The sequence below is a fragment of the Methylobacterium variabile genome, assembly GCF_001043975.1.
GTDB classification, from domain to species: Bacteria; Pseudomonadota; Alphaproteobacteria; order Rhizobiales; family Beijerinckiaceae; genus Methylobacterium; species Methylobacterium variabile.
The window spans coordinates 1-21,080 of sequence record NZ_LABY01000193.1 but is presented as its reverse complement, the minus strand read 5'-3'; the positions used below and the strand labels follow the sequence as shown (position 1 = coordinate 21,080).

Here is a 21,080-nt window from a genome sequence, read left to right as displayed (position 1 = left end):
CGTAGAAGTCGGGGCCGAGGTCCCGATGCCGGCTCCCTCCGCCCGCCCGTCGCGCCGCCACGCCGATCTCGGCCCCGACTTCTACGACGTCGTTGCGCCCGCCCGCTTCCCGGCCTGCGTCCTGCGCCACCGCAACCAGGCCTGGGCCGAGCGGATCGGTCTCGGGGACCTGACCGACGACGAGTGGATCGCGCATTTCGGCCGGTTCGAGCCGCTGCCCGGGAGCTTTCCCGAGCCGCTGGCCCTGCGCTACCACGGCCACCAGTTCCGCAGCTACAACCCGGAGCTCGGCGACGGCCGCGGCTTCCTGTTCGCGCAAGTGCACGACCTGCGCGACGGGCGCCTGCTCGACCTCGGCACCAAGGGGAGCGGGCAGACGCCGTGGTCGCGCACCGCCGACGGGCGGCTGACCCTGAAGGGCGGCGTGCGCGAGGTGCTGGCCACCACCATGCTGGAGGCGCTCGGCGTCGAGACCTCGAAGTCGTTCAGCCTGATCGAGACCGGCGAGGCCCTGGTGCGGGGCGACGAGCCGTCGCCGACCCGCTCCGCGGTGCTGGTGCGGCTCAGCCACTCGCATATCCGCATCGGCACCTTCCAGCGCTTCCGCGCCTACGACGATGTCGACAACCTGCGCCGGCTCCTCGATCATACGGTGCGCACCTACCGGCCGGAGGCGTGGCGCGACGACCAGGGCGACCGGGCCGCCGCCTTCCTCGCCGATGTCTGCCGGCGGGTCGCCCGCATGGGCGCGCAGTGGATGGCGGCGGGGTTCGTCCACGGGGTGCTCAACACCGACAACATCAACGTGACCGGCGAGAGCTTCGATTACGGCCCCTGGCGCTTCGCGCCGGTGAACGACCCGGCCTTCACCGCCGCCTACTTCGACGAGTACGGCCTCTACGCCTTCGGCCGGCAGCCGGAGGCGCTGGGCTGGAACCTCGCGCGCCTGGCCGAGTGCCTGCTGCCCCTCTCCGACGAGGCGCGGCTCGGCGCCGCCATGGACGTCTACGGCCCGGCCCTGCAGGACGCCTTCGCCCACGCGCTCCTGCGCCGCCTCGGCCTCGCGGTGCCGGAGGACGAGGCGGCGATGCACGCTCTCGTCGGCGCGTTCTGGTCCTTCCTGCAGGCGAGCCGCGCACCCTTCGAGCAGGCCTTCTTCGACTGGTACGGCGGCCTGGCGAGCGAGGCGCGCGCCGCCCGCAGCCCCGCTGCCGCCCACTATGCCGGCGAGGGATTCGACCGGGTGCGCCGGGCGCTCGCCGCCCTCGCGCCCGACCCGGCGGCGCGGCTCGACCATCCGTACTTCGCGAAGGACGCGCCCTGCACGATGCTGATCGACGAGGTCGAGGCCCTGTGGGCGCCGATCGCGTCCGGCGACGACTGGTCGGCCTACCTCGCCAAGCTGGCGGCGATCGACGAGATGGCCGAGGCCTACGGCACCCGGCCGGCGCCGCCCTGAGTCCCGGCACGGGATCCGGGAGCCTCCCGCAGGCCGACGCCGCGGAAGATGTGCCGGCCGAGCGGGTCCATGCGGTAGCCCGTCACCTCCCGGCGCGCCGCCACGAAGACCGCCGAGTGGGCGATCGGTACCCAGGGCAGCTCGCGCCGGAAGATCGCCTGCGCCTGCCGGTACAGCTCCGCCCGGGTGCCCTGGTCGGTGACGCGCCGGGCCTTCGTCACCAGCGCGTCGAAGGTGGGGTCGCACCAGCGGGCGATGTTGCTGCCGCCGGTCCGGGCCGGCACGCAGCCGAGGAGCACCCCGAGGAAGTTGTCCGGGTCGCCGTTGTCGGCGGTCCAGCCGAACAGCGCCATCTTCGGCACGCCGGCCAGCATCTTGCTCCGGTAGGCGCTCCACTCGTCGGTCACCAGCCGCAGCCGCACGCCGATGCGGGCGAGGTCGGCCTGGATCATGTCGGCGACGCGCCGGCCGTTGGGATTGTAGGCCCGGCTCACCGGCGGGTACCACAGCTCGGCCTCGAAGCCGGAGGGATATCCCGCCTCGGCGAGGAGCCGCTGCGCCCCCGCCCGGTCGAGAGGCGGGTCCGCGAGAGTCGGATCGTGCCCCCAGAGGTTCGGCGGCAGGGGCGAGCGGGCCGCCGTGCCGCCCGGGCCGTAGACCCCGGTCACGATCGCCGCCTTGTCGATCGCCATGGCGACGGCGCGGCGCACCCGCAGGTCGTCGAAGGGCGGCTTGGTGACGTTGAGGGCGAGGTAGCCGATGTTGAGCTCCTCCTCCCGCATCAAGGTCAGGCCCGGGTCGGCCCGGATGCCGTCGAGGTCGCCGGGGTTGGGGAAGGGCATCAGGTGGCATTCGCCCGCCCGCACCTTCGCCAGCCGCACCGCCGCGTTGGGGGTGATCGAGAAGACCAGGCTGTCGATCGGCGGCTGCCCGCCCCAGTGGTCCGGGAAGGCGCGGTAGCGCAGGGCGACGTCGGGCTGGAAGGCGACGAAGCTGAACGGTCCGGTGCCGATCGGCTCGCGGTCGAGGCGCTCCGCCTCGCCGGCGGCGGCGAGCGCGGCGGCGTATTCCGCGGACTGGATCGCTCCCAGCGCCATGGCGATGTTGGGCAGGAAGGTGGCGTCGGCCTCGCGCAGGCGGATGCGGACCGTGCGGGCATCGACGGCCTCGACCGCCTCGATCAGCGCCGGCAGGCCGAGGTCGCGGAAATAGGCGTACTGGCCGCCGGAGACGCCGTGGAACGGGTGGTCCGCCCGCCACTGCCGCCCGATCGAGAAGACCACGTCCTCGGCGGTGAGCGGCCTCGTCGGCCGGAAGCGGGCGTTGCGGTGGAAGGCGACGCCCTGGCGCAAGGTGAAGGTGTAGTCGCGCCCGTCCGGCGAGATCGTCCAGGCTTCGGCGAGGCTCGGGCGGATGGTGGTGGTGCCGGGCTCGAAGGCGACCAGGGTGTCGAAGACCGGCCAGGCCGCATCCATGCCGGTCGTGGTGGTGACGAGCTGCGGGTTGAGGGATTCGGGGTTGCCCTCGGAGCAGAACACCAGGGTCCTGGCGGCGGCCGGCGCGGCGGACAGCCAGATCGCGGCGAGGGCGGCGGCAAGGCCCCGCAGAGCGCGCCGCCGCGGGCTCGCCTCGAATCGTTGATCCATGCCTGGCATCGCGCGGCCGCCCCCTCGCACAGGTCCCGTCGGTGCGGTCATGCTCTCCGCCAGTACACACCGAAAGGACGAAATCCCCAAATCCCGATCCGGGCCCGATTGCCGGGGCCGCCGCGCTCCCGCGCCGCGGCTCTATTGTGCCGCCATCGCCGCCCGCGCCGTCGCTGCCGGGGCGAGGCAGGCCGGGAACTCGACCCGCACCACCGTGCCCCGGCCCTCGCGGCTCTCCACCGCGATGCGGCCCTGGAGCTGCCCGGAGACGAGGTTGTAGACGATGTGCATGCCGAGGCCGGAGCTGCCCCGGTGGCGGGCGGTGGTGAAGAACGGGTCGAAGATCCGCTCCCGGTCCGCCGCCGCGATGCCGCGGCCGTCGTCGCGCACCTCGAGGCGGACCCATGAGCCCTCGCGCGAGACCGCGACCGTGATGGTGCCGGGCGTGCCGTCCGCGAAGGCGTGGACCACCGCGTTCTTGACCAGGTTGGTGATGACCTGGGCGAGCGCGCCCGGATGGGTGTCGACCTCGAACTCCTCGGCGGCCTCGAGCTCGAGGCGGTGCCCGCCCCGGCGCAGCAGCGGCCCGAGGCTGCGCAGGAGCTCGCCCAGCCACTCGCGCAGGGGAAAGCGGCGGTGCTCGTCGCTCACCCGGTCGACCGCGACCTGCTTGAAGCTGTGGACGAGGTCCGCCGCCCGGGCGAGGTTGGCGGTGAGGAGGTGCGAGCCCTCCTGCATCCGGTCGACGAAGTGGGTCAGGCGCGAGCGCGAGAGCTGGCCCGCGGCCGCCACCTCGCGGAAGTCCCGCGCCTCGTCGCGCACCAGGGTCGCGGTGGTGAGGGCGATGCCGAGCGGCGTGTTGATCTCGTGCGCCACCCCGGCGACGAGCTGGCCGAGGGAGGCGAGCTTCTCGGCCTGGATCAGGTCGGACTGGGTCTGGCGCAGCTCGGCGAGGGTGCGGTCGGCCTCCTCCTTGGCCCGCCGCAGGGCGCGCTCGCGCCGGCCGATCTCCTCGACGAACATCGCCGTGGCCCGGGCCATGTCGCCGAGCTCGTCGCGCCGGCGCCCGACCTCGGCCCCCACGTCCCCGGCTCCCATCTCGCGCCGGCCCGGATCGGCGGCGAGCGCCAGCATGCTGCGCTGGAGCTGGCGCAGGGGCCCGGTGATCGAGCGCGCCACCGCCAGGGCCGCCGCCGAGCCGAGCACCAGGCCGGCGCCGGCGCCGACCAGCAGCAGGCGCAGCAGGAAGGTGCCGAAGCGGTCGGCGTCGTCGATGAAGATCTCGTTGAGGCTGCGGGCGGTCTCGCCGATGACCGCTGCGAGGCCGTCCATCGCGGCGATGCCCTCGTTCTGCCGGCGCAGGCCCTCGACGGTGGTGCCGAGGCGCTCGCGCCAGCCGTCGATGGCCTCGATCATCTCGCCCTGGATCAGCGGCGAGATCGGCAGGGCGGCGGCGGTCTCGGACAGGCGCCGGCCGTCCTCCAGCATCGCGGCCGCCGCCGGGACGTCGCGCCGGCGCAGGGCCTCGGCGGTGCGCTGGCCGAGCTTGAGGGTCTCCAGCGCGATGTTCTGCGTCGCCTGCTCGGTCTCGTTGGCCTGCACCGCGTAGGAGAGGAGCTGCGTGACCTCGTCGTGCAGCGCCCGCTGGGCCGAGCCGTCGATCTTCAGGACCCGGTCGCACCACTCGTCGAGGACGTTGACCGGCGAGGGGAGCGACGAATCCACGATGCGCGCATGCCCGCCATCGGCGGTGACGAGGCCCGGCTCCTCGCCGCCGCGCCAGGCCTCGTAGGCGGCGGTGAGGATCAGCAGCTCCTCGGCCTCCGCCTCCCGCCGGTCGCCCTTCAGCGCCGCGGCGAGGTCGCGGGCGGCGTTGCGCACCTGGACCATCCCGGACGGGGCGCGGCCGCCGTCGCGCAGGGCCTCGATCTCGGCCTGCGCCACCAGGGCGCGCAGCTCGTTGACGGCGCCGACCACGTCGCGGACCTGCCGCAGGGTGCTGGCCTTGTCGGTGAGGGAGACCACGAGGTCGGTGTTGGCGGCCCGCTGCCGGTCCCGGGCCTGATCGGCGAGGCGCACCAGGGCGTCGGCCCGGGAGGCCATCTCGGCGATCAGCCCGTCGTTCTCCCGGGTGATCCGCACCAGAGCCTGCATCTGGTCGATCGAGTCCTTGAGGGCGGCGCGGGCCGCCTCGATGCGGGACGCCTGGTCCGGGGTGCGGGCGAAGCGGCGCAGGTCGTCGAGGGAGCCGGCCGATTCCGCCGTCAGGCGGGCGAAGCGCTCGGCATGGTCGGTGCGCTCGATCGGCCGCGCCGCCAGGAACTCGTCGCGCACCGTCGTCGACAGGGTCAGGGTGCGGTAGATCGCGCCGGCCAGCACCGCGCCGCCGCGGGCCCGGTCGGCCTGGGCGAGCAGGAGCCAGCCCGCCAGCGCGATCAGCGCCGCGATGGTGATCGGCAGACCGCCGACCAGGATGATCTTGTGGCCGACCCGCATCGTGGCCTAGCTCCGCCGCGGGTGACGACTATGCATTATTTCTCAGGGCTCGCCAGCGCGGGGCTGCCGGCGCCGTCACTCCGCGGCCGGTCCGCGGCGGTGCGGGCGGCGGGGGCCGGCCCCGCCGCGTTCCCCGTCGGGCTGCCGGCCGGACCGGGGGCCCGGGCGTCGCAGCATCCCCTGGCCGTCGAGCGGTGCCCCCGGTCGCCGCCGCGGCCGGCCCGTCGGTGTCGGAAGGGCAGGGGGCCCGAGCCGGGGAGCCCCGACGGGGAGCGCCTGCCGGCGACCGGCGCGGGCGCCCCGACGCGGGCCCGTTCCCAGGACGGCGCGCAGCGCCTCCAGCCCCTCGGGATCGCCGTCCAGCAGATCGGCGCTGAAATGCGTCATGGCGGCCTCGTCTCATCGCGCGGCGCGTCAGCCCACCGACACCCGGTCCCGGCCCGGCACGCGGGCCGGCGCCGTCGGGCGCTGCTCCTCGATCACCCGCACCGGCCGGCGGGGCTCGCCGTCCGAGGCGGCGCTCCCGGGCCGCAGGCAGGCCTCGGGCAGGTAGGGCCAGGCCACGCCGGTGCAGGTGGAGTCGGCAGCGGGAGAGACCGGAACCGCCGCCGCGGGCGCCTTCCCGGCCACGACGTGCGGAGCCGAGGGCTTCGTCGCCTCGACGATGCCGACCGTCAGCATCGCGCTCATCAGGATCACCCGCGCCACCATCATCACCGCCTCCTCGCCGCCCGTTTGCTCGGGCTCTTGTGAGAGGCGGTATAGGGACGGTGCGTGTCCGTCGTTTTGCGTCGTGCCGGTGAATTCGCCGCCCGACATCACATCGTGTTGCGTCCGCAGCCCAGGACGAAACATTCGGCTGCGCGATAACACCCATGAAAAAATCCCCCTCTCCGGCGGGAGAGGGGGACGAGAACTTCAGCGAGACCTCGGGCCGTGCGCGGGCCGTAGGCGGATCACTCCGCCGGGGTCTGCTCGGCGGTGAAGTGGCCGCACCAGTCCTGGCCGGCGACGACCGGCCACAGGCCGTGGCCCTGCGGCTCCGGCTGGCTCACCGGCGGGTTGAAGCGGCACAGGCCCTCGTCGCCCTGCGCAGCAGCGCCGTTGAGCTTGTGGTCGTCGAAGTAGCGGCAGCTGCTGCAGGCCGCGCCGTGCGTGGTCGCCATGTCGAGTCTCCCGTTGGCCGAGGCATCGCCTGGCCCCGTCAGTTGCTAATTAGAACAACTCGAAACTGGCGGCAAGGTCCGTCGACCGAGGCCGGTCGCGATGCCGCACCGTCAGGGCCGGCCTGCCATCCGGTGGCGTGCCAGCCGGGAGGCGCCGCCGGCCCGTGAGGATGGCCGGGCGCATGGTCGACCACCGCCACCCTGATCCCAGGGATCCTGCCGCCCGAGGAGATGTCAGCCGGTGTGCCTCCACGGCGGGCGGTCGACCGGGACCGGCGTCTGGCGGGTGCCCCTCGCGCGGCGGCGTCAGGGGGGCGGCAGTTCGGGACACCGGAGCACGCGCATCGATCGGCGCGTGCCGCCGGTCTGGTCGACGAGGTCAATAGCGGGCGCCGGGCCGCCTGCGCGGAACGGCGCCGCGGCTCCGCTGGCCCGTGACAGCGTGCGCGAGGCTTTCATGTGGGGCGTCACCGGCCGGTCCTGCACGGCAACCGGTCCGCCGACGCGTCCCGATTCGCAGCGGCCTGATCGAGGCCCGATGCCCCGGGCCGCCGGGCTGGTTTCCCGCGCTGAGGACAGTGGATGACGGACGCACCGTGAAGCGGCGCCGTTGACGTGCCCGATCACGGCCAGCGTTTCGACTTGCAAGCAGCACGCAAGAGATCGAGGCCGTTCATCTGCGTCGATTCCAAGATATAACAGAATGAACTAACAGAATAAAAACCCGATGTAATTCTCTGTTAGTTCAAATTTATATCTTTGTTAGCTCATGGAAATGATGCAAAATATAGCATAAAGACCATTTATAATTCGAAACAATATGTTAGAACAAGCAAATATTGTATAGTTTTGCAACGTTCAAAATGTGTTGAATTTGCCACAATATCCGCTGACGGCGGTCACAACGCGTTGTTAGATCTTAGAGCCGATTGATCAACTCAACGTCATGAAAGATTGTTCCCTCGCACCGGGTGCTCTCCGGTGCGTTTCAGCCGAGCCCGCGCGGAGGGCTGAAGCTTCGGGGGCATAAGAGGGACATGGTCTCGAGGCCGAAAAGGTCTTCGGAACAGAGTCGTTCACCCCATCAGGGTCCGAAATCTTGGAGGTCTCAATGAAGCTCGTGAAGAGCCTTCTGCTGGGTTCGGCCGCTGGCCTGACCGTCGTCGCGGGGGCGCAGGCTGCCGATCTGCCGGTCAAGAAGGCGGTGCCTGTTGAGTACGTTCGTGTCTGCTCGGCCTACGGTGCCGGCTTCTTCTTCATTCCCGGCACCGACACCTGCCTGCGCGTCTCCGGCCGCGCTCGCTTCGAGGCCGGCTACACGCAGACCTACACCCGCGGCAACGCCAACAACGGTGGTGACCTGATGGGTTACCAGGGTCTCGGCCGCCTCAACCTCGACGCCCGCACGCAGACCGCCTACGGCACCCTGCGCGCCTTCGTGCGCTTCGACATCGCGTCCCGTACCGGCGCCTACCTGTACTCGGGCACCCAGAACCGCATCGCCAACGCCTTCCCGGCGCAGGGCATCGACACCTTCAACCGCGCCCAGCAGAGCGTGAACGTCGACAAGGCGTTCATCCAGTTCGCCGGCCTGACCGCCGGTCGCGCTGCCTCGTTCTACGACTTCTACGCCCACGACTTCGAGATCATCGGCACCTCGCTGGGCTCGGACGTCGCCTCGACCAACCTGCTCGCCTACACCGCGACCTTCGGTCAGGGCTTCTCGGCGACGATCTCGGTCGAAGACCCGATCTTCCGCAAGACCCCGCTGTTCGGCAACGGCTCGGCGACGGTCGCCAACGCCCAGTACCAGGTGTTCGGCGCCGGCGCCGGCAACTACACCCCGGTCATCGCCACCATCGGCGGCGTCCCGGTCGGCGAGGCGTTCTACGACGTGGCCCAGCGCTCGCGCATGCCCGACTTCGTCGGCGCGCTGCGCTACGACGCCGCCTGGGGCTCGGCCCAATTGTCGGCCGCCGTCCACGAGCTGAACACCGGCAACGCGATCGGCCCCATCGTCGCCCTCCCGGGCGTGGCCACCACCGCCGGCGCGGTCGCGCCCCGGCCGACGACCGAGTACGGCTGGGCCGTCCAGGGCGGCGTGAAGATCAACCTGCCCTTCATCGCCGCCGGCGATTCCCTGTACCTGCAGGGATCGTACGGCGAGGGCGCCACGATGTACACCGGCTACAACCGGTACAACGGCGCCTACGCCCCGTCGGGCAACGTCGCAGCCGGCTCCAGCTTCAACAACTTCTACTCGGACGCGGTGATCGATCCGTTGACCGGGAAGATGGAGCTCTCGACCAGCTGGACGGTGGTCGGCGCTTACCTGCACTACTGGACGCCGCAATGGCGCTCGGCCATCATCGGCAGCTACGGCGAGCAGAGCTTCGGCAGGACAAGCCGGACCAACCTCGCCGCTGCGAGCACACTGGTCGGCGGCGCGCTGATCGGCAACCCGGCCTCCCCGCTGTTCGCCTTCAGCAACGTGCTGCGTGACACCAACCAGATCGTCGCCGGCGCGAGCCTGATCTGGTCGCCGGTGAAGGACCTCGATATCGGCGTCGAGGGTCTGTACGCCCGTCAGGGTCTCAAGAACGGCCGCGTGGTCGACGCCAACAAGGCCGTTGGCACGGCGGTGGCCGTGAACGCCGCCGGCCTGCCGGTCACCGCCGCCGGCGTGGTCCTGCCGACCGTGAACTCGACCGACTCGTTCCAGGTCCGCATGCGCGTCCAGCGCGACTTCTAAGCTCAATCGAGCTTTCTGAAGGGGAGCTTCGGCGCAAGCCGGGGCTCCCTTTTTCATGTTTGAAGTCATTCAAAAGAAAAAAGGCGCACTCGGTGAGTGCGCCTTGCAGGTGCCCTGGGTCTCGAAACTCAGGATGTCCATTTGTAGCAGTGACAGGGCCTGTGTTCAACTGCCGGAAGAGCTTGAATGACGATAAAATGTTCAAGCGATCCTGTGTATCAAAGTCTAACAGCGGTCCGCTGCGGCACTGTTGCCGTCAGCTCGGTCAACGAGCGCCCCGTCCGCCGGTCGTGACGGCTCCTTCCCGTCGCGACCGGATCGGGGTCGGAGCGGCGGGTCAGGCCCGCTGCTCCTTCAGCCGGCGGACGCACTTGCTGTAGTATTGCGGCCATCGCGGCCCCTGGGCCGCCTTGTCGGCGACGTCGAGGGCGCGCCACTCGGCGCCGCATTTGCGCTGGCGCTCGCGGGCGGCGAGGCTCCGGATGCTCGGCTCCCGTCGCGGTGCGGTCTCCGAGGCGGCGCCTCCCTGGCGGGAGAGGCCTCTCTGAGAGGGACCGACTTGGGTGGGAGAACCGGCCTGGCCGAGGGCGGCGGCGGGGGCGGCGACCAGAAGGGCCGCCAGGATGGCGCGGACGAGGGGCTGTGGCATGGGAAGCTCGCGGGGCGGGCGCCGTGGGATCGCCGGCGCGACCCCGACACTGGCACAGGCTGCCGCAAGGGCAAGTCGTGGTCGCGGGGCCGGTCGCGCCGAAAGAGCGCTGCACGATGCCCCGTTGAGACAACCTTCACCCTGTACAGGGCGGGCCCGCCTCTGTTTAGCTCGCGCGGACTGACCGATGCGCGACGGACGCCCCCGTGTCCCCGCCGTGCGAGAAGGACCGCCCGCATGTCGGCCGTGACGACGCCGCCGATCGACCTCTACTACTGGACGACGCCCAACGGCTGGAAAGCCTCGATCATGCTCGAGGAGTGCGGCCTGCCGTACCGGATGGTCCCGATCAACATCGGCAAGGGCGCGCAAGCCGCGCCCGAGTTCCTCGCCGTGTCGCCGCACGGCAAGATTCCGGTCATCGTCGATCCGGATGGGCCGGGCGGCGCACCGATCACGGTCCACGAATCGAACGCGATCTTGCAGTACCTCGCCCGCAAGACCGGGCTCCTCTACCCGGCGGAGGAGCGGGCCCGCATCGCGGTCGACATCTGGCTTTTCTGGCAGGCGGCGAATTTCGGGCCGACCCTCGGCCAGACCCACCATTTCCGCATCTACGCGTCGGAGAAGATCCCCTACGCGATCGAGCGCTTCACCGCCGCGACCGCGCGCCTCTACCAGGCACTCGACGCCCAGCTCGGCCGCCACGCCCACGTGGCGGGGGACGCCTGCACCATCGCCGACATCGCGATCCTGCCCTGGGCCAAGCTCTGGGAGCGCCAGGGCCAGGACCTCGCCGCCTTCCCGAACGTCGCGGCCTGGCTTGAGCGGATGAAGGCCCGTCCGGCGGTGCAGCGCGGATTCCGGCTCAAGCCGGACCCGGAGGTCCCCCCGGGCCCGGGCCTGCGCGCCTGACGGCGGATCAGTTCCCGGCCGGCGCCGCGGCCTTGGGAGCCGCCGCGGGCTTCGCCTTCGGGGCTGCCGGCGCAGCCTGGGCGAACTCGTCGGGGGCCTTGGTCCAGGTCTGCGAGCCGCACAGGATCTTCAGGAGGCAGCCCGAGATCGCGAGCTCGCTCGCGCTCTCGCGCGTCACCGAGACGTCGTAGCTCTTGCCCTCGTCGGCGTTGTAGATCTGGCCCTTGTAGGCGCCGTCCTCGGGCTTCAGCCCCTCCATGAGCTGGAGGCCGATCATCGGGCGGCTGCGCTTCTTCGGGTCGGGGTTCTTGATGTCGGTCCGCGGCTGGCCCTGGTCGTTGAGGGGGGACTTCAGCCACACCACCGTGCCGCAGGCTTGGGCGGCGCCGGGTCCGCACTTCTCGATCTTGATCTTGGCCCGCCCGTCCTCGGTGAGCCAAGTACCGCTCGGGTCCTTGCCGGTCGGATCCTTGGCGGGGGCCGCTGCGGCGGCGCCGACGCTGAGGAGGGTCGCGGCGAGGACTGGGATCAGGATCGAACGCATGCAGGAATCTCCTGGCTGTCCGCGGCGCTCGTCGGCCCGGCTGAAGGGCGCGAGCGGCGGGTGCTGCGAGGGCGCCGCCTCGCCTGAGCGGGCGGCGTGGCCGAAAGGTCACGTCGGGCGGCAAAGAGCCCGCTCTTTGGGGCGATTTTTCGGCCGTGTTGCGGCAACGCCGCAGCCGGGGGTTCGGGCAGAGGCCGCGCGCCCGCGCTTGAGCGGTTCCTGGCCCGCCGCTATAAGCCCGGCGCCGGGCGTCCGCATGGCCCCGGCGCGCGGGCCTTTCGCGCCCGGTTCTCCCGGGCGCCCGGTGCTGCCGGACCTCCGGTCCGGTTCCGCGCGGCATCCTGCCGCCCACGCCACCCGATTTTCTCCGACGGACTCCCCATGGCCACCGAGCGCACCTTCTCCATCCTGAAGCCCGACGCCACCGCCCGGAACCTCACCGGCGCGGTCAACGCCGTGATCGAGGAGGCGGGCCTGCGCATCGTCGCCCAGCGCCGCATCCGCATGTCGGACGCCCAGGCCAAGAAGTTCTATGAGGTCCACGCCGAGCGCCCGTTCTACGGCGAGCTCGTCGAGTTCATGACCTCGGGCCCGGTCGTGGTGCAGGTGCTCGAGGGCGAGAACGCCGTCGCCAAGTACCGCGAGGTGATGGGCGCCACCAACCCGGCCCAGGCCGCCGAGGGCACCATCCGCCAGAAGTTCGCCAAGTCGGTCGGCGAGAACACCGTCCACGGCTCGGACAGCCTCGAGAACGCCGCCATCGAGATCAAGCAGTTCTTCGAGGAGAAGGACATCGTCGGCTAAGGTTTCCCGATCGGGTAAACGCCGATAGGCTGACGGCCCTCGCCGCCCGCGGCGGGGGCCTTTTTGTTCGAGGGAGCGCGAGCGGTGACGGTGCAGCCACGGATCGAGCGGACGACCTCCACCTGCCCGCACGACTGCCCGTCGGTCTGCGCCCTCGAGGTCGAGGTGATCGACGGCGCCACGATCGGCCGGGTGCGCGGCAACCCCCGCCACAGCTACACGGCGGGCGTCGTCTGCGCCAAGGTCGCCCGCTACGCCGAGCGCATCCACCATCCCGACCGGCTGACGCAGCCCCTCATCCGCACCGGGCCGAAGGGGTCGGGATCCTTCGCGCCGATCGGCTGGGACGAGGCCCTCGACCGCGTGGCGGAGGCGTTCCGGGCGGCCGAGGCCGCGCACGGTCCCGAGGCGGTCTGGCCGTACTACTACGCCGGCACGATGGGGCTGGTGATGCGCGACGGCATCAACCGCCTGCGCCACGCCAAGGGCTATTCCGGCCAGTTCTCGACCATCTGCACCACGCTCGCCTGGTCGGGCTACATCGCCGGCACCGGCCGCCTCGGCGGGGTCGACCCGCGGGAGATCGCCGAGAGCGACTGCGTGGTGATCTGGGGCACCAACCCGGTGCACACGCAGGTCAACCTGATGACCCACGTCCAGGCCGCCCGCAAGAATCGCGGCGCCAAGGTGGTGGTCGTCGACATCTACGACAACCCGACGATGAAGCAGGCGGACCTCGCCCTGCTGCTGCGGCCGGGCACCGACGGGGCGCTCGCCTGCGCGGTGATGCACGTGCTCTTTCGCGACGGCCTCGCCGACCGCGACTACATGGCCCGCTTCACCGACTGCCCGGAGGAGCTGGAAGAACACCTCGCGACCCGCGACCCGGCCTGGGCCGCCGCCATCACGGGCCTCACGGTCGAGGAGATCGAGCGCTTCGCCCACCTGGTCGGGGGCACGAAGAACACGTTCTTCCGCCTCGGCTACGGCTTCGCCCGCAGCCGCAACGGCGCCGCCAACATGCACGCGGCGCTCTGCATCCCGGCCGTCACCGGGGCCTGGCAGCACCGCGGCGGCGGCGCCTTCCATTCGAACAGCGGCGTCTTCGGCCTCAACAAGCGCCTGATCGAGGGCCTCGACGCGGTCCGGCCCGGCACCCGCATGCTCGACCAGTCGCAGATCGGCCGGGTGCTCACCGGCGACCCCGAGGCCCTGCGCGGCGGCCCGCCGGTGACCGCGATGCTGATCCAGAACACCAACCCGGTCTCGGTGGCGCCCGAGCAGGAGCTGGTGAAGCGGGGATTCGCCCGCGACGACCTGTTCGTCTGCGTCCACGAGCAGTTCATGACCGAGACCGCCCGCATGGCCGATCTCGTCCTGCCTGCCACCATGTTCCTGGAGCACGACGACCTCTACACCGGCGGCGGCCAGCAGCACATCCAGCTCGGCCTCAAGCGCATCGACCCGCCGGCCCTGTGCCGCTCGAACCACGACGTGATCGTGGCGCTCAGCCAGCGTCTCGGCGCCGAGCATCCGGGCTTCTCCATGAGCCCGCGGGAGCTGATCGACGTGACGCTCAAGGCCTCGCGCCGCGGCAGCCTGGCCGAGATGGAAGGGGAGGGCTTCCTCGACGTCCAGCCGTCCTTCGAGCGCGCCCACTTCCTCGACGGGTTCGCCTATCCGGACCGGCGCTTCCGCTTCCGGCCCGACTGGACGAAGGTCCCGGTGGCGCAGGACGGCCCGCGTGGGCCGGCGATGCCGCCGCTGCCGGACCACTGGGAGGCGCCGCTGATGAGCGCGACGCCCGATCACCCATTCCGCCTCGCCACCAGCCCGGCGCGCAACTTCCTGAACTCGAGCTTCACCGAGACGCCGACCTCGCTCGCCAAGGAGCGCCACCCGACGGTGATGATCCACCCGGAGGATGCGGGGCCGCTCGGGATCGGGGAGGGGGCCTGGGTGCGCCTCTCCAACGATCGCGGCGCCGTGACCCTGCGGGCGACGCTGTTCTCCGGCCTGCGCCGCGGGGTGCTGATCGCCGAATCGATCTGGCCCAACGACGCCTATCCGGACGGGCGCGGCATCAACACCCTGACGGGGGCGGACGCGGCGGCCCCGTTCGGCGGCGCCGCCTTCCACGACAACCACGTGGCAATTGCCCCCTTGGCGATCGCCCCCTCGGAGGCCGCCCCTTTGCCGACGGAGGCCCTGCCGCACTAGGGTCGAAACCCCAACTTGACCGTTCGAGGGCACCTTGCGACCCAGGGTGTGTGAGAATGCGGTTTTGGTGGCTGGGCCGCTGAGCAGGCCCTTGCGGCGAACTCGCGTGCAGAGGGGGCTTATGCCTGGATCGCCGTGATCAGCGCTCCAACCCCCTTGATCTGGATCATTCGCTTCATGTTGTAGGTTAGAACCTGGAGGCTCATCTCGGTTCTGACCTTCGCGCGTGTTCGGGTCAGGAAGTGCGTCGTTCCCATCCAGGTCTTCATCGTGCCGAACGGATGCTCCACGGTCTGGCGACGGATCAGCATTGCGTCCGGCATCCGGTCGAGCCGCTGCTGCATCGCATCGAGCACGCCCTCGTGCACCCAGCGCTTGACCCGTCTCGTTTTCGCAGGTGTGCAGCGGGGTTTGAGCGTGCAGCTCGCGCAAGCCGCAGGGTTACGGTAGTGGTCCATCGCGTCATCCTCGGCCCGGCGGTCGGACCGGGCCACCCCCTTGGTCAGGTGCTGGCCTGCGGGGCAGGTGTAGTGGTCTTTCTCGGCGTCGTAGATGAAGTCTTGTCCTGTAAAGAGGCCAAGCTTGGCGTGGCCCGAGGTGAGGGTCTTGGGTACGCACGGCAGCAGGCCAGTGCCTTCGCACGCCAGAACTTGATCACCGTTGAGGTAGCCGCGGTCGGCCAGCACCGTGAGCGTGGCGCATCCCGTCGCCTCTTGGGCCAGGAGCCCCATCGGGACGAGCTGGGCGCGGTCGCTGCCGACGTTGGTCACGGCGTGGGCGACGATCAGATGATGCTCGGCATCGACCGCTGCCTGAACGTTGTAGCCGACGATGCCGGTTCCCTTACCGCTGGTGGCCATCGAGCGAGCATCAGGATCGGTCAACGAGACCTGCTGGTCGGGGGCCTCCTCGACCTGCTGGCGCATCGCCTGCAGATCCTTCATCTGTTCGCGCAGGGCCGTGATCTTCTCGGTGAGCCGTGCTGTGCGTGCCTCGGCGACGTCACTCGGCTGGCGGTCGGCCCGGTCCAACGCTGCGAGATAGCGCGCGACGCTCGCATCGACTTGCGCCAAGCGCGCCTCGACCTTGGCCACGGTGAAGTTCTTGTCGCGATTGTTGACCGCCTTGAACTTGCTGCCGTCAATCGCGACCATCGCCTTGCTGAACAGGTTCAGCCGACGGCAGAGGACCACGAACTGGGCGCAGGTGGCCTGGATCGCCGGTCCATTGTTCTTGCGGAAGTCGGCCAGGGTCTTGAAGTCGGGCATCAGCCGGCCGGTCAGCCACATCAACTCGATGTTGCGCTGGGTCTCGCGTTCGAGACGGCGGCTCGACGGGACGCGGTTGAGGTAGCCGTAGAGGTGATCTTGAGAAGCGTCGCCGGGTCGTAGGCTGGACGGCCAGTCGTCCCGGGCACCGCTCTGGCAAAACCGAGAGCGGCAAGATCGAGTTCGTCGACGAAGACCTCGACGAGGCGAACCGGATTGTCGGCCGTCACGTAATCATCGAGGCAGTCCGGCAGCAGCGTGCTCTGACGACGATCATCACCTGCGATGAAGTGGGCCATCCCGACCTCCGCGATCGGTGCCAAGCTTAGCAGATCGGGGCGTTTTCACACAGCCTCGACCCCTTGCGGGCCTCCCAAGGTGCCTGCTTCCGGGCATTTCAACTGTGCCGGCTATCGGCACGGTGGCCGGCGGCCCCGATGGCGACTTGGCCAAGCGCGACCTGTTGGCCAGGCGCAGTGTCTTCGACACGGTTGGCAGGTGGTTCTGAAGGCTGGCCGCGTTGCGCGCCGGCTGTTAGATCGGAGCCATGCCCGGTATTTTCGATTGGCTCGGCAAGCGAAGGTCGTCCGGACAGCATGACGATGGCGTGGCCGCGCGCCCCGATGGGGCCGCCGGGGATGGGTCCGGCGATCCCTATGCCCTTCTCTCCACTCGGCTCGGCGACTACCCACCCGACACGCCGCTCCATCGCGGCGATCACAGGGGGCTGACGCGGGCGCAACGCGCCGAGAACCTGGCGCAGTTCCTCGCCCGCGATGCCGACCGGATCGCCGTCCTCGTCTCGCGGCTCGCCCGTGAAGGGCTTGACGGCGCGGCCGTGCTGAACGGCGACGCGGCGGTGGCCGAGGGCCGGCGGATCGATGCGTGGCTTGCCGGTTGGGTTCCGCAGCGCCCCTTCGACCCCGTACGGGGCGATGCCGAGGTCAACCCGCCGCTCGCCCGCTGGTTCGCGAGCGACCGCGCGGGTGCGGATCTCGTGTTCAGCTTCGTGTCCGATCTGGCACGGCTCAACGCCGCGGCCATCGCTGCGGCCGATCCGTTGTTCTCCTGGGCGGTCGTCGAGGACGCGCTCGACGCCGCGATCACCGCCGACCCGGTCGACAATCCCCAGGGGGAGCCGAGCGACCGGCGTTACCATCTCTGCCTCGTCAGGGACGTGTCCGACGGCTCGGTGCCGGTCGTCCTCGACGTGCCGCTCGCGGTGCTCGGCCTGGTGCATGGGCGCATGTCGCCGCTCGGCCTGCCGATGTCGGCGGAGTTCCCGATCTGGTTGCAGGCGATCCGGTCGGGCGCGTACGTTTGGCGGTGAGCGGGTCGGCCCGCCGTTTTCATCCCGGTGTGGCCCGCCCGCCCTTGTGCGGGCGGGGAGTTTCGGCGTCCAACGGTCGAGCTTGAGTCAAGCAGCCCAACGGACCCCTCTACCCATGCGTCTCCGCACCTTCCTCGCCGCCGGCCTCCTCGCGCTCGGCGCCACCGCGGCGCTCGCCGGCGCTTCCTCGTCGCAGCTCGAGGCCTACCAGCCCGACCCGGCCCTGCGCACCGCGCCCAAGTCGGACCTCGAGGCCCGGGTGCGCCGGGCCTGCACGGTGGTCCAGGCCCGGCTGCAGAACACTGCCGAGACCAGCCTGGAGCGTCCCTGCGGCTGCTACGCCCGCGCCACCCTGCGCGCCCTCGACGCCTCCGAGATCGAGGCCTACCGCACCACCGGCTACTTCAACGATTCGGCCCGCGCCAAGGCGCTCGGCGCCATCAACAGCTGCAAGCTGCAGCGCCCGGTCTGACCCCTCCTCCCACCGCCGCGGACCGGAGGACGTCCGCGGCGCGTTAGAGGCGCGCTCGCGCGCTGCGCGGCGTCGACAAGAGCAGGTGCGTCTCCGAGGTGGTCACGCCCGGCACCAGGCGCACCCGCCGCAGAAGCTCGTCCAGCTCCGGCAGGCTCCCGGCGGACACCTCCACGACGATGTCCCAGGCGCCGACCGTCGTATGAACCGAGGTGATCTCGGCGAAGCCCTTGAGCGCATCGATGACGTCGCCGGCCCTGCGCCCCTCGACCGCGATCAGCGTGATGGCCCGGACCGCCGCCGGCGAGGCGTCGCCGCGCAGGACCACCGTGTATCCGATGATCTCGCCCTCCCGCTCCAGGCGGTCGAGCCGGGCGCGCACGGTGGCGCGCGAGACCTTCAGGATCGCGGCGAGCTCCGAGACCGGGCGGCGGCAATCGTGCCGGAGCAGGGTGATGAGGTTCTGGTCGAGCGGGTCCATGCGGCACTCTGGGCGATCGCACCTGCCAGAACGCGTCAAACACCGCCGAAATCGATCAGCTTAAGCTGTTCAGAGTGACGCGGCCGCGGGCTACCGTCGGGATCATCCTGGTGGGAGCAGTCGTGTGGCGCAAGGGAATCCGGAAGGGTGCGTCCTGATCGGGGCGCCGGTGCAGTCGGGCACCAATCGGCTCGGCTGCGACATGGGGCCGAGCGCCTATCGGGCGGCGGGGCTGGCCGAGTCGATCCGCGAACTCGGGATCCCGGTCGTCGATGCGGGCAACGTCGCGCCCGCGCCCTTCGCGGCGCCGCTGCACCCGAACCCGGCGGTGCGCAACCTCGCCGAGACGGCGGGCTGGACCCGGGCCCTGACCGAGGCCGCCTTCCGGCACAGCGCCGGGGCGCTGCCGATCTTCCTCGGCGGCGATCACAGCCTCTCGGCCGGGACGGTGGCGGGCATGACCCGCCGGGCCGAGGCGGAGGGGCGCCCGCTCTTCCTGCTCTGGCTCGACGCGCATGCCGACCTCCACACCCTGGACTCGACGACGAGCGGCAACCTGCACGGCGTGCCGCTCGCCTACCTGACCGGGCGGCCGGGCTTCACGGGCTACTTCCCGCCCCTCGACGCGGCGCTCGATCCCGCATGCATCTGCATGTTCGGCCTGCGCAGCGTCGATCCGGCGGAGCGCGCGGCGCTCGGGCAGGGGGTGCGGGTGCACGACATGCGCGACATCGACGAGAACGGCGTCGTCGCCCCCCTGCGGAGCTTCCTGCGCGAGGTCGCGGCCGCCGAGGGCCTGCTCCACGTCAGCCTCGACGTCGACTTCCTCGATCCCGGCATCGCGCCGGGCGTCGGCACCACGGTGCCGGGCGGGGCCACCTTCCGGGAGGCCCACCTCATCATGGAGCTGCTGCACGATTCCGGGCTGGTGCGCAGCCTCGACCTCGTCGAGCTCAACCCCTTCCTCGACGAGCGCGGCCGCACTGCCCTGCTGATGGTGGACCTCGCCGACAGCCTGCTCGGCCGCCGCATCCTCGACCGACCGACCCGGAGCTTCTAGATGCCGGCCCTCAACGTCGTCCCCTTCGTCAGCGTCGACAACATGATGCACCTCGTCCACGCGGTCGGGATCGAGGCGATGCTGGCCCGGCTCGCCGGTGCCATCGCGGAGGATTTTTCCCGCTGGGACGCCTTCCACAAGACGCCCCGGGTGGCGGCGCACAGTCCCGACGGGGTGATCGAGCTGATGCCGACGAGCGACGGCCACACCTACGGCTTCAAGTACGTCAACGGCCACCCGAAGAACGCCCATGGCGGCCGCCAGACCGTCGCCGCCTTCGGGGTGCTGGCCGATGTCGGCAACGGCTATCCCGTCCTCATCACCGAGATGACCCTGCTCACGGCCCTGCGCACCGCCGCGACCTCGGCGCTGGCCGCCCGCCACCTTGCCCGGCCCGGCTCCCGCACCATGGCGCTCATCGGCAACGGGGCGCAGGCGGAGTTCCAGGCCCTCGCCTTCCGGGCGCTCCTCGGGATCGACGCCCTGCGCCTCCACGACATCGACCCGGCGGCGACCCGCAAATGCCTCCGCAACCTCGCCGGGTTCGGATTCGACCTCACCGCCTGCGCCAGCGCCGCGGAGGCGGTGCGGGGCGCCGACATCGTCACGACGGTGACGGCCGACAAGCGCAACGCCACCATCCTGGGCGACAACCTGGTCGGCGAGGGCGTGCACATCAATGCCGTCGGCGGCGACTGCCCGGGCAAGACCGAGCTGCACCCGGAGGTGCTGCGCCGGGCCGCGATCGTCGTCGAGTACGAGCCGCAGACCCGCATCGAGGGCGAGATCCAGCAATTGCCGCCGGACCACCCTGTCACCGAGCTGTGGCGGGTCCTGGCGGGCCGGGCGCCCGGGCGCACGAGCCCACGCCAGGTCACGGTGTTCGACTCGGTCGGCTTCGCGATCGAGGATTTCTCCGCCCTGCGCACCGTGCGCGACCTGCTGGCCGAGCGGCCCTACTACGAGGATCTCGACCTCCTGGCCGATCCGGACGACCCGCGCGACCTGTTCGGCATGCTGCTGCGGGCGGGACCGCCCCGCCTCGTCGCCTGAGCCCCCGCCCGAGCGCGGGGGACCTCCACCGCGGGAGACTGTCGCGCTCACGGCGTAACCTTGCGCTGTGTTGCGGGCACGGCAGTCCTCGACTGGACGCTGCGATGAGCCGGCGAGGCCCGGAGGATGCCGTCGAGGCAGCCGCTCCCTTGGCCGGGATGCGCGCGACAGCGAAACTCGTTCCTGAACGCCCGTTCCTTCGCGCCAAACCTCCCCCCCTGTACCCTCGTCGACAGTCACGCCGTCCTCTTCCCAGGTCGGCGCCCGGCCGCAGGCCCGCTATGCACAGGCCTTCCCCAACGAAAATACCTACGCAGTTTTCCGAGGATCTGCGTAAGTCTCTGTCTTCGATCCAGTTTCCAAATCCACTCTGGTTAACGGAGCCTCAAGTTTCCCATCAGGCCGGTCGACACGTTTTGAGACATCTGGCATCTCAAGACTGCGAACGGGACGCGAGACAACTCCCGGACTTGAGGATGGCCTCGATGAAGAAGCTCGACATGAAGACCCTCGGCACTGTCGCCGGCGGCACGATCTGCGCCCCGGCCTGCCCGCCCTGCCCGTCGGCTCCGGTCTGCCCGCCGCCGCCGCCCTGCGCCCCCGCCAAGTCGAAGAAGTGCTGATCGGCTTCCGCTCGCACTGATCCATCATCGTTCTGCAACTGAGGACATCTCCGATGAAGAAGCTCGACCTCGCCACCCTCGGCACCGTCGCCGGCGGCACGATCTGCGCTCCCCCCCCCGCCTGCCCGCCTTGCCCGCCGGC

At 70.8% G+C, this 21,080-nt stretch carries 17 protein-coding genes and 1 pseudogene; 10 read left to right on the top strand and 8 right to left on the bottom strand.

The window, feature by feature from the left end; genetic code table 11:
- The first annotated feature begins 25 nt into the window (after positions 1–25).
- Positions 26–1,459 (top strand): protein adenylyltransferase SelO, encoded by a 1,434-nt coding sequence (locus tag VQ02_RS25825; protein WP_083469450.1) that lies wholly within the window; start codon positions 26–28, stop codon positions 1,457–1,459.
- Here VQ02_RS25825 and VQ02_RS25820 read toward each other — a convergent pair.
- The 4 genes from VQ02_RS25820 to VQ02_RS25805 all read right to left on the bottom strand — a co-directional run bounded on the left by VQ02_RS25820 (position 1,432) and on the right by VQ02_RS25805 (position 6,767).
- Positions 1,432–3,105 carry an ABC transporter substrate-binding protein gene (locus VQ02_RS25820; protein WP_048447109.1) on the bottom strand — a complete coding sequence of 558 codons (1,674 nt, stop codon included), beginning with the start codon at positions 3,103–3,105 and terminating at the stop codon, positions 1,432–1,434. The genes VQ02_RS25825 and VQ02_RS25820 overlap by 28 nt on opposite strands.
- 141 nt (positions 3,106–3,246) lie before the next feature.
- Positions 3,247–5,601, bottom strand: coding sequence for a sensor histidine kinase (locus tag VQ02_RS25815; RefSeq protein ID WP_048447108.1), 2,355 nt, complete (start codon positions 5,599–5,601; stop codon positions 3,247–3,249).
- Positions 5,602–6,015: 414 nt separating this feature from the next.
- Positions 6,016–6,315 (bottom strand): hypothetical protein, encoded by a 300-nt coding sequence (locus VQ02_RS25810; RefSeq protein WP_053080545.1) that lies wholly within the window; start codon positions 6,313–6,315, stop codon positions 6,016–6,018.
- A 242-nt stretch (positions 6,316–6,557) separates the two neighbouring features.
- On the bottom strand, positions 6,558–6,767 hold the full coding sequence (locus VQ02_RS25805) for a hypothetical protein (protein ID WP_048447107.1): 210 nt from the start codon (positions 6,765–6,767) through the stop codon (positions 6,558–6,560).
- Positions 6,768–7,878: 1,111 nt separating this feature from the next.
- Between VQ02_RS25805 and VQ02_RS25800 the strand changes: the two genes are divergently transcribed.
- A complete protein-coding gene (locus tag VQ02_RS25800) occupies positions 7,879–9,519 on the top strand; it encodes a porin (protein WP_048447106.1) in 1,641 nt (546 codons plus the stop codon).
- Between the two features lie 337 nt (positions 9,520–9,856).
- Here VQ02_RS25800 and VQ02_RS25795 read toward each other — a convergent pair whose 3' ends face one another.
- The gene (locus tag VQ02_RS25795) at positions 9,857–10,168 is read right to left on the bottom strand and encodes a hypothetical protein (RefSeq protein WP_048447105.1); all 312 of its coding nucleotides are present in this window, start codon (positions 10,166–10,168) and stop codon (positions 9,857–9,859) included.
- A gap of 237 nt (positions 10,169–10,405) precedes the next feature.
- On the opposite strand from VQ02_RS25795, the gene VQ02_RS25790 reads away from it, so the two are divergent.
- Positions 10,406–11,083 carry a glutathione S-transferase family protein gene (locus VQ02_RS25790; RefSeq protein ID WP_048447104.1) on the top strand — a complete coding sequence of 226 codons (678 nt, stop codon included), beginning with the start codon at positions 10,406–10,408 and terminating at the stop codon, positions 11,081–11,083.
- Positions 11,084–11,090: 7 nt separating this feature from the next.
- Here the strand turns inward: VQ02_RS25790 and VQ02_RS25785 are convergent, their stop codons facing one another.
- Positions 11,091–11,627 (bottom strand): DUF2147 domain-containing protein, encoded by a 537-nt coding sequence (locus VQ02_RS25785; protein ID WP_048447103.1) that lies wholly within the window; start codon positions 11,625–11,627, stop codon positions 11,091–11,093.
- A gap of 381 nt (positions 11,628–12,008) precedes the next feature.
- Here VQ02_RS25785 and ndk point away from each other — a divergent pair, with 381 nt between their 5' ends.
- Both ndk and VQ02_RS25775 read left to right on the top strand, forming a co-directional pair.
- The gene (gene ndk, locus VQ02_RS25780) at positions 12,009–12,431 is read left to right on the top strand and encodes a nucleoside-diphosphate kinase (RefSeq protein ID WP_048447102.1); all 423 of its coding nucleotides are present in this window, start codon (positions 12,009–12,011) and stop codon (positions 12,429–12,431) included.
- An 84-nt stretch (positions 12,432–12,515) separates the two neighbouring features.
- On the top strand, positions 12,516–14,651 hold the full coding sequence (locus VQ02_RS25775; RefSeq protein ID WP_048447101.1) for a molybdopterin-dependent oxidoreductase: 2,136 nt from the start codon (positions 12,516–12,518) through the stop codon (positions 14,649–14,651).
- Between the two features lie 119 nt (positions 14,652–14,770).
- Here VQ02_RS25775 and VQ02_RS25770 read toward each other — a convergent pair.
- Positions 14,771–16,218, bottom strand: a pseudogene (locus VQ02_RS25770) (IS1182 family transposase).
- A gap of 248 nt (positions 16,219–16,466) precedes the next feature.
- Here VQ02_RS25770 and VQ02_RS25765 point away from each other — a divergent pair.
- Together VQ02_RS25765 and VQ02_RS25760 are read left to right on the top strand one after the other, a co-directional pair.
- Positions 16,467–17,249 (top strand): hypothetical protein, encoded by a 783-nt coding sequence (locus VQ02_RS25765; RefSeq protein WP_157080813.1) that lies wholly within the window; start codon positions 16,467–16,469, stop codon positions 17,247–17,249.
- Between the two features lie 115 nt (positions 17,250–17,364).
- Positions 17,365–17,721, top strand: a complete 357-nt coding sequence (locus VQ02_RS25760) for a hypothetical protein (RefSeq protein ID WP_048447098.1) — start codon at positions 17,365–17,367, stop codon at positions 17,719–17,721.
- 43 nt (positions 17,722–17,764) lie between these two features.
- Here the strand turns inward: VQ02_RS25760 and VQ02_RS25755 are convergent, their stop codons facing one another.
- On the bottom strand, positions 17,765–18,202 hold the full coding sequence (locus VQ02_RS25755; RefSeq protein WP_048447097.1) for an Lrp/AsnC family transcriptional regulator: 438 nt from the start codon (positions 18,200–18,202) through the stop codon (positions 17,765–17,767).
- Positions 18,203–18,326: 124 nt separating this feature from the next.
- Between VQ02_RS25755 and rocF the strand changes: the two genes are divergently transcribed.
- From rocF to VQ02_RS37575, 3 genes are all read left to right on the top strand, one after another.
- A complete protein-coding gene (gene rocF / locus VQ02_RS25750; RefSeq protein WP_157080812.1) occupies positions 18,327–19,262 on the top strand; it encodes an arginase in 936 nt (311 codons plus the stop codon).
- A complete protein-coding gene (locus VQ02_RS25745) occupies positions 19,263–20,315 on the top strand; it encodes an ornithine cyclodeaminase (RefSeq protein WP_048447096.1) in 1,053 nt (350 codons plus the stop codon).
- A gap of 485 nt (positions 20,316–20,800) precedes the next feature.
- Complete coding sequence (locus VQ02_RS37575) at positions 20,801–20,938, top strand: hypothetical protein (RefSeq protein ID WP_157080811.1); 138 nt, start codon at positions 20,801–20,803, stop codon at positions 20,936–20,938.
- Positions 20,939–21,080: the final 142 nt, after the last annotated feature.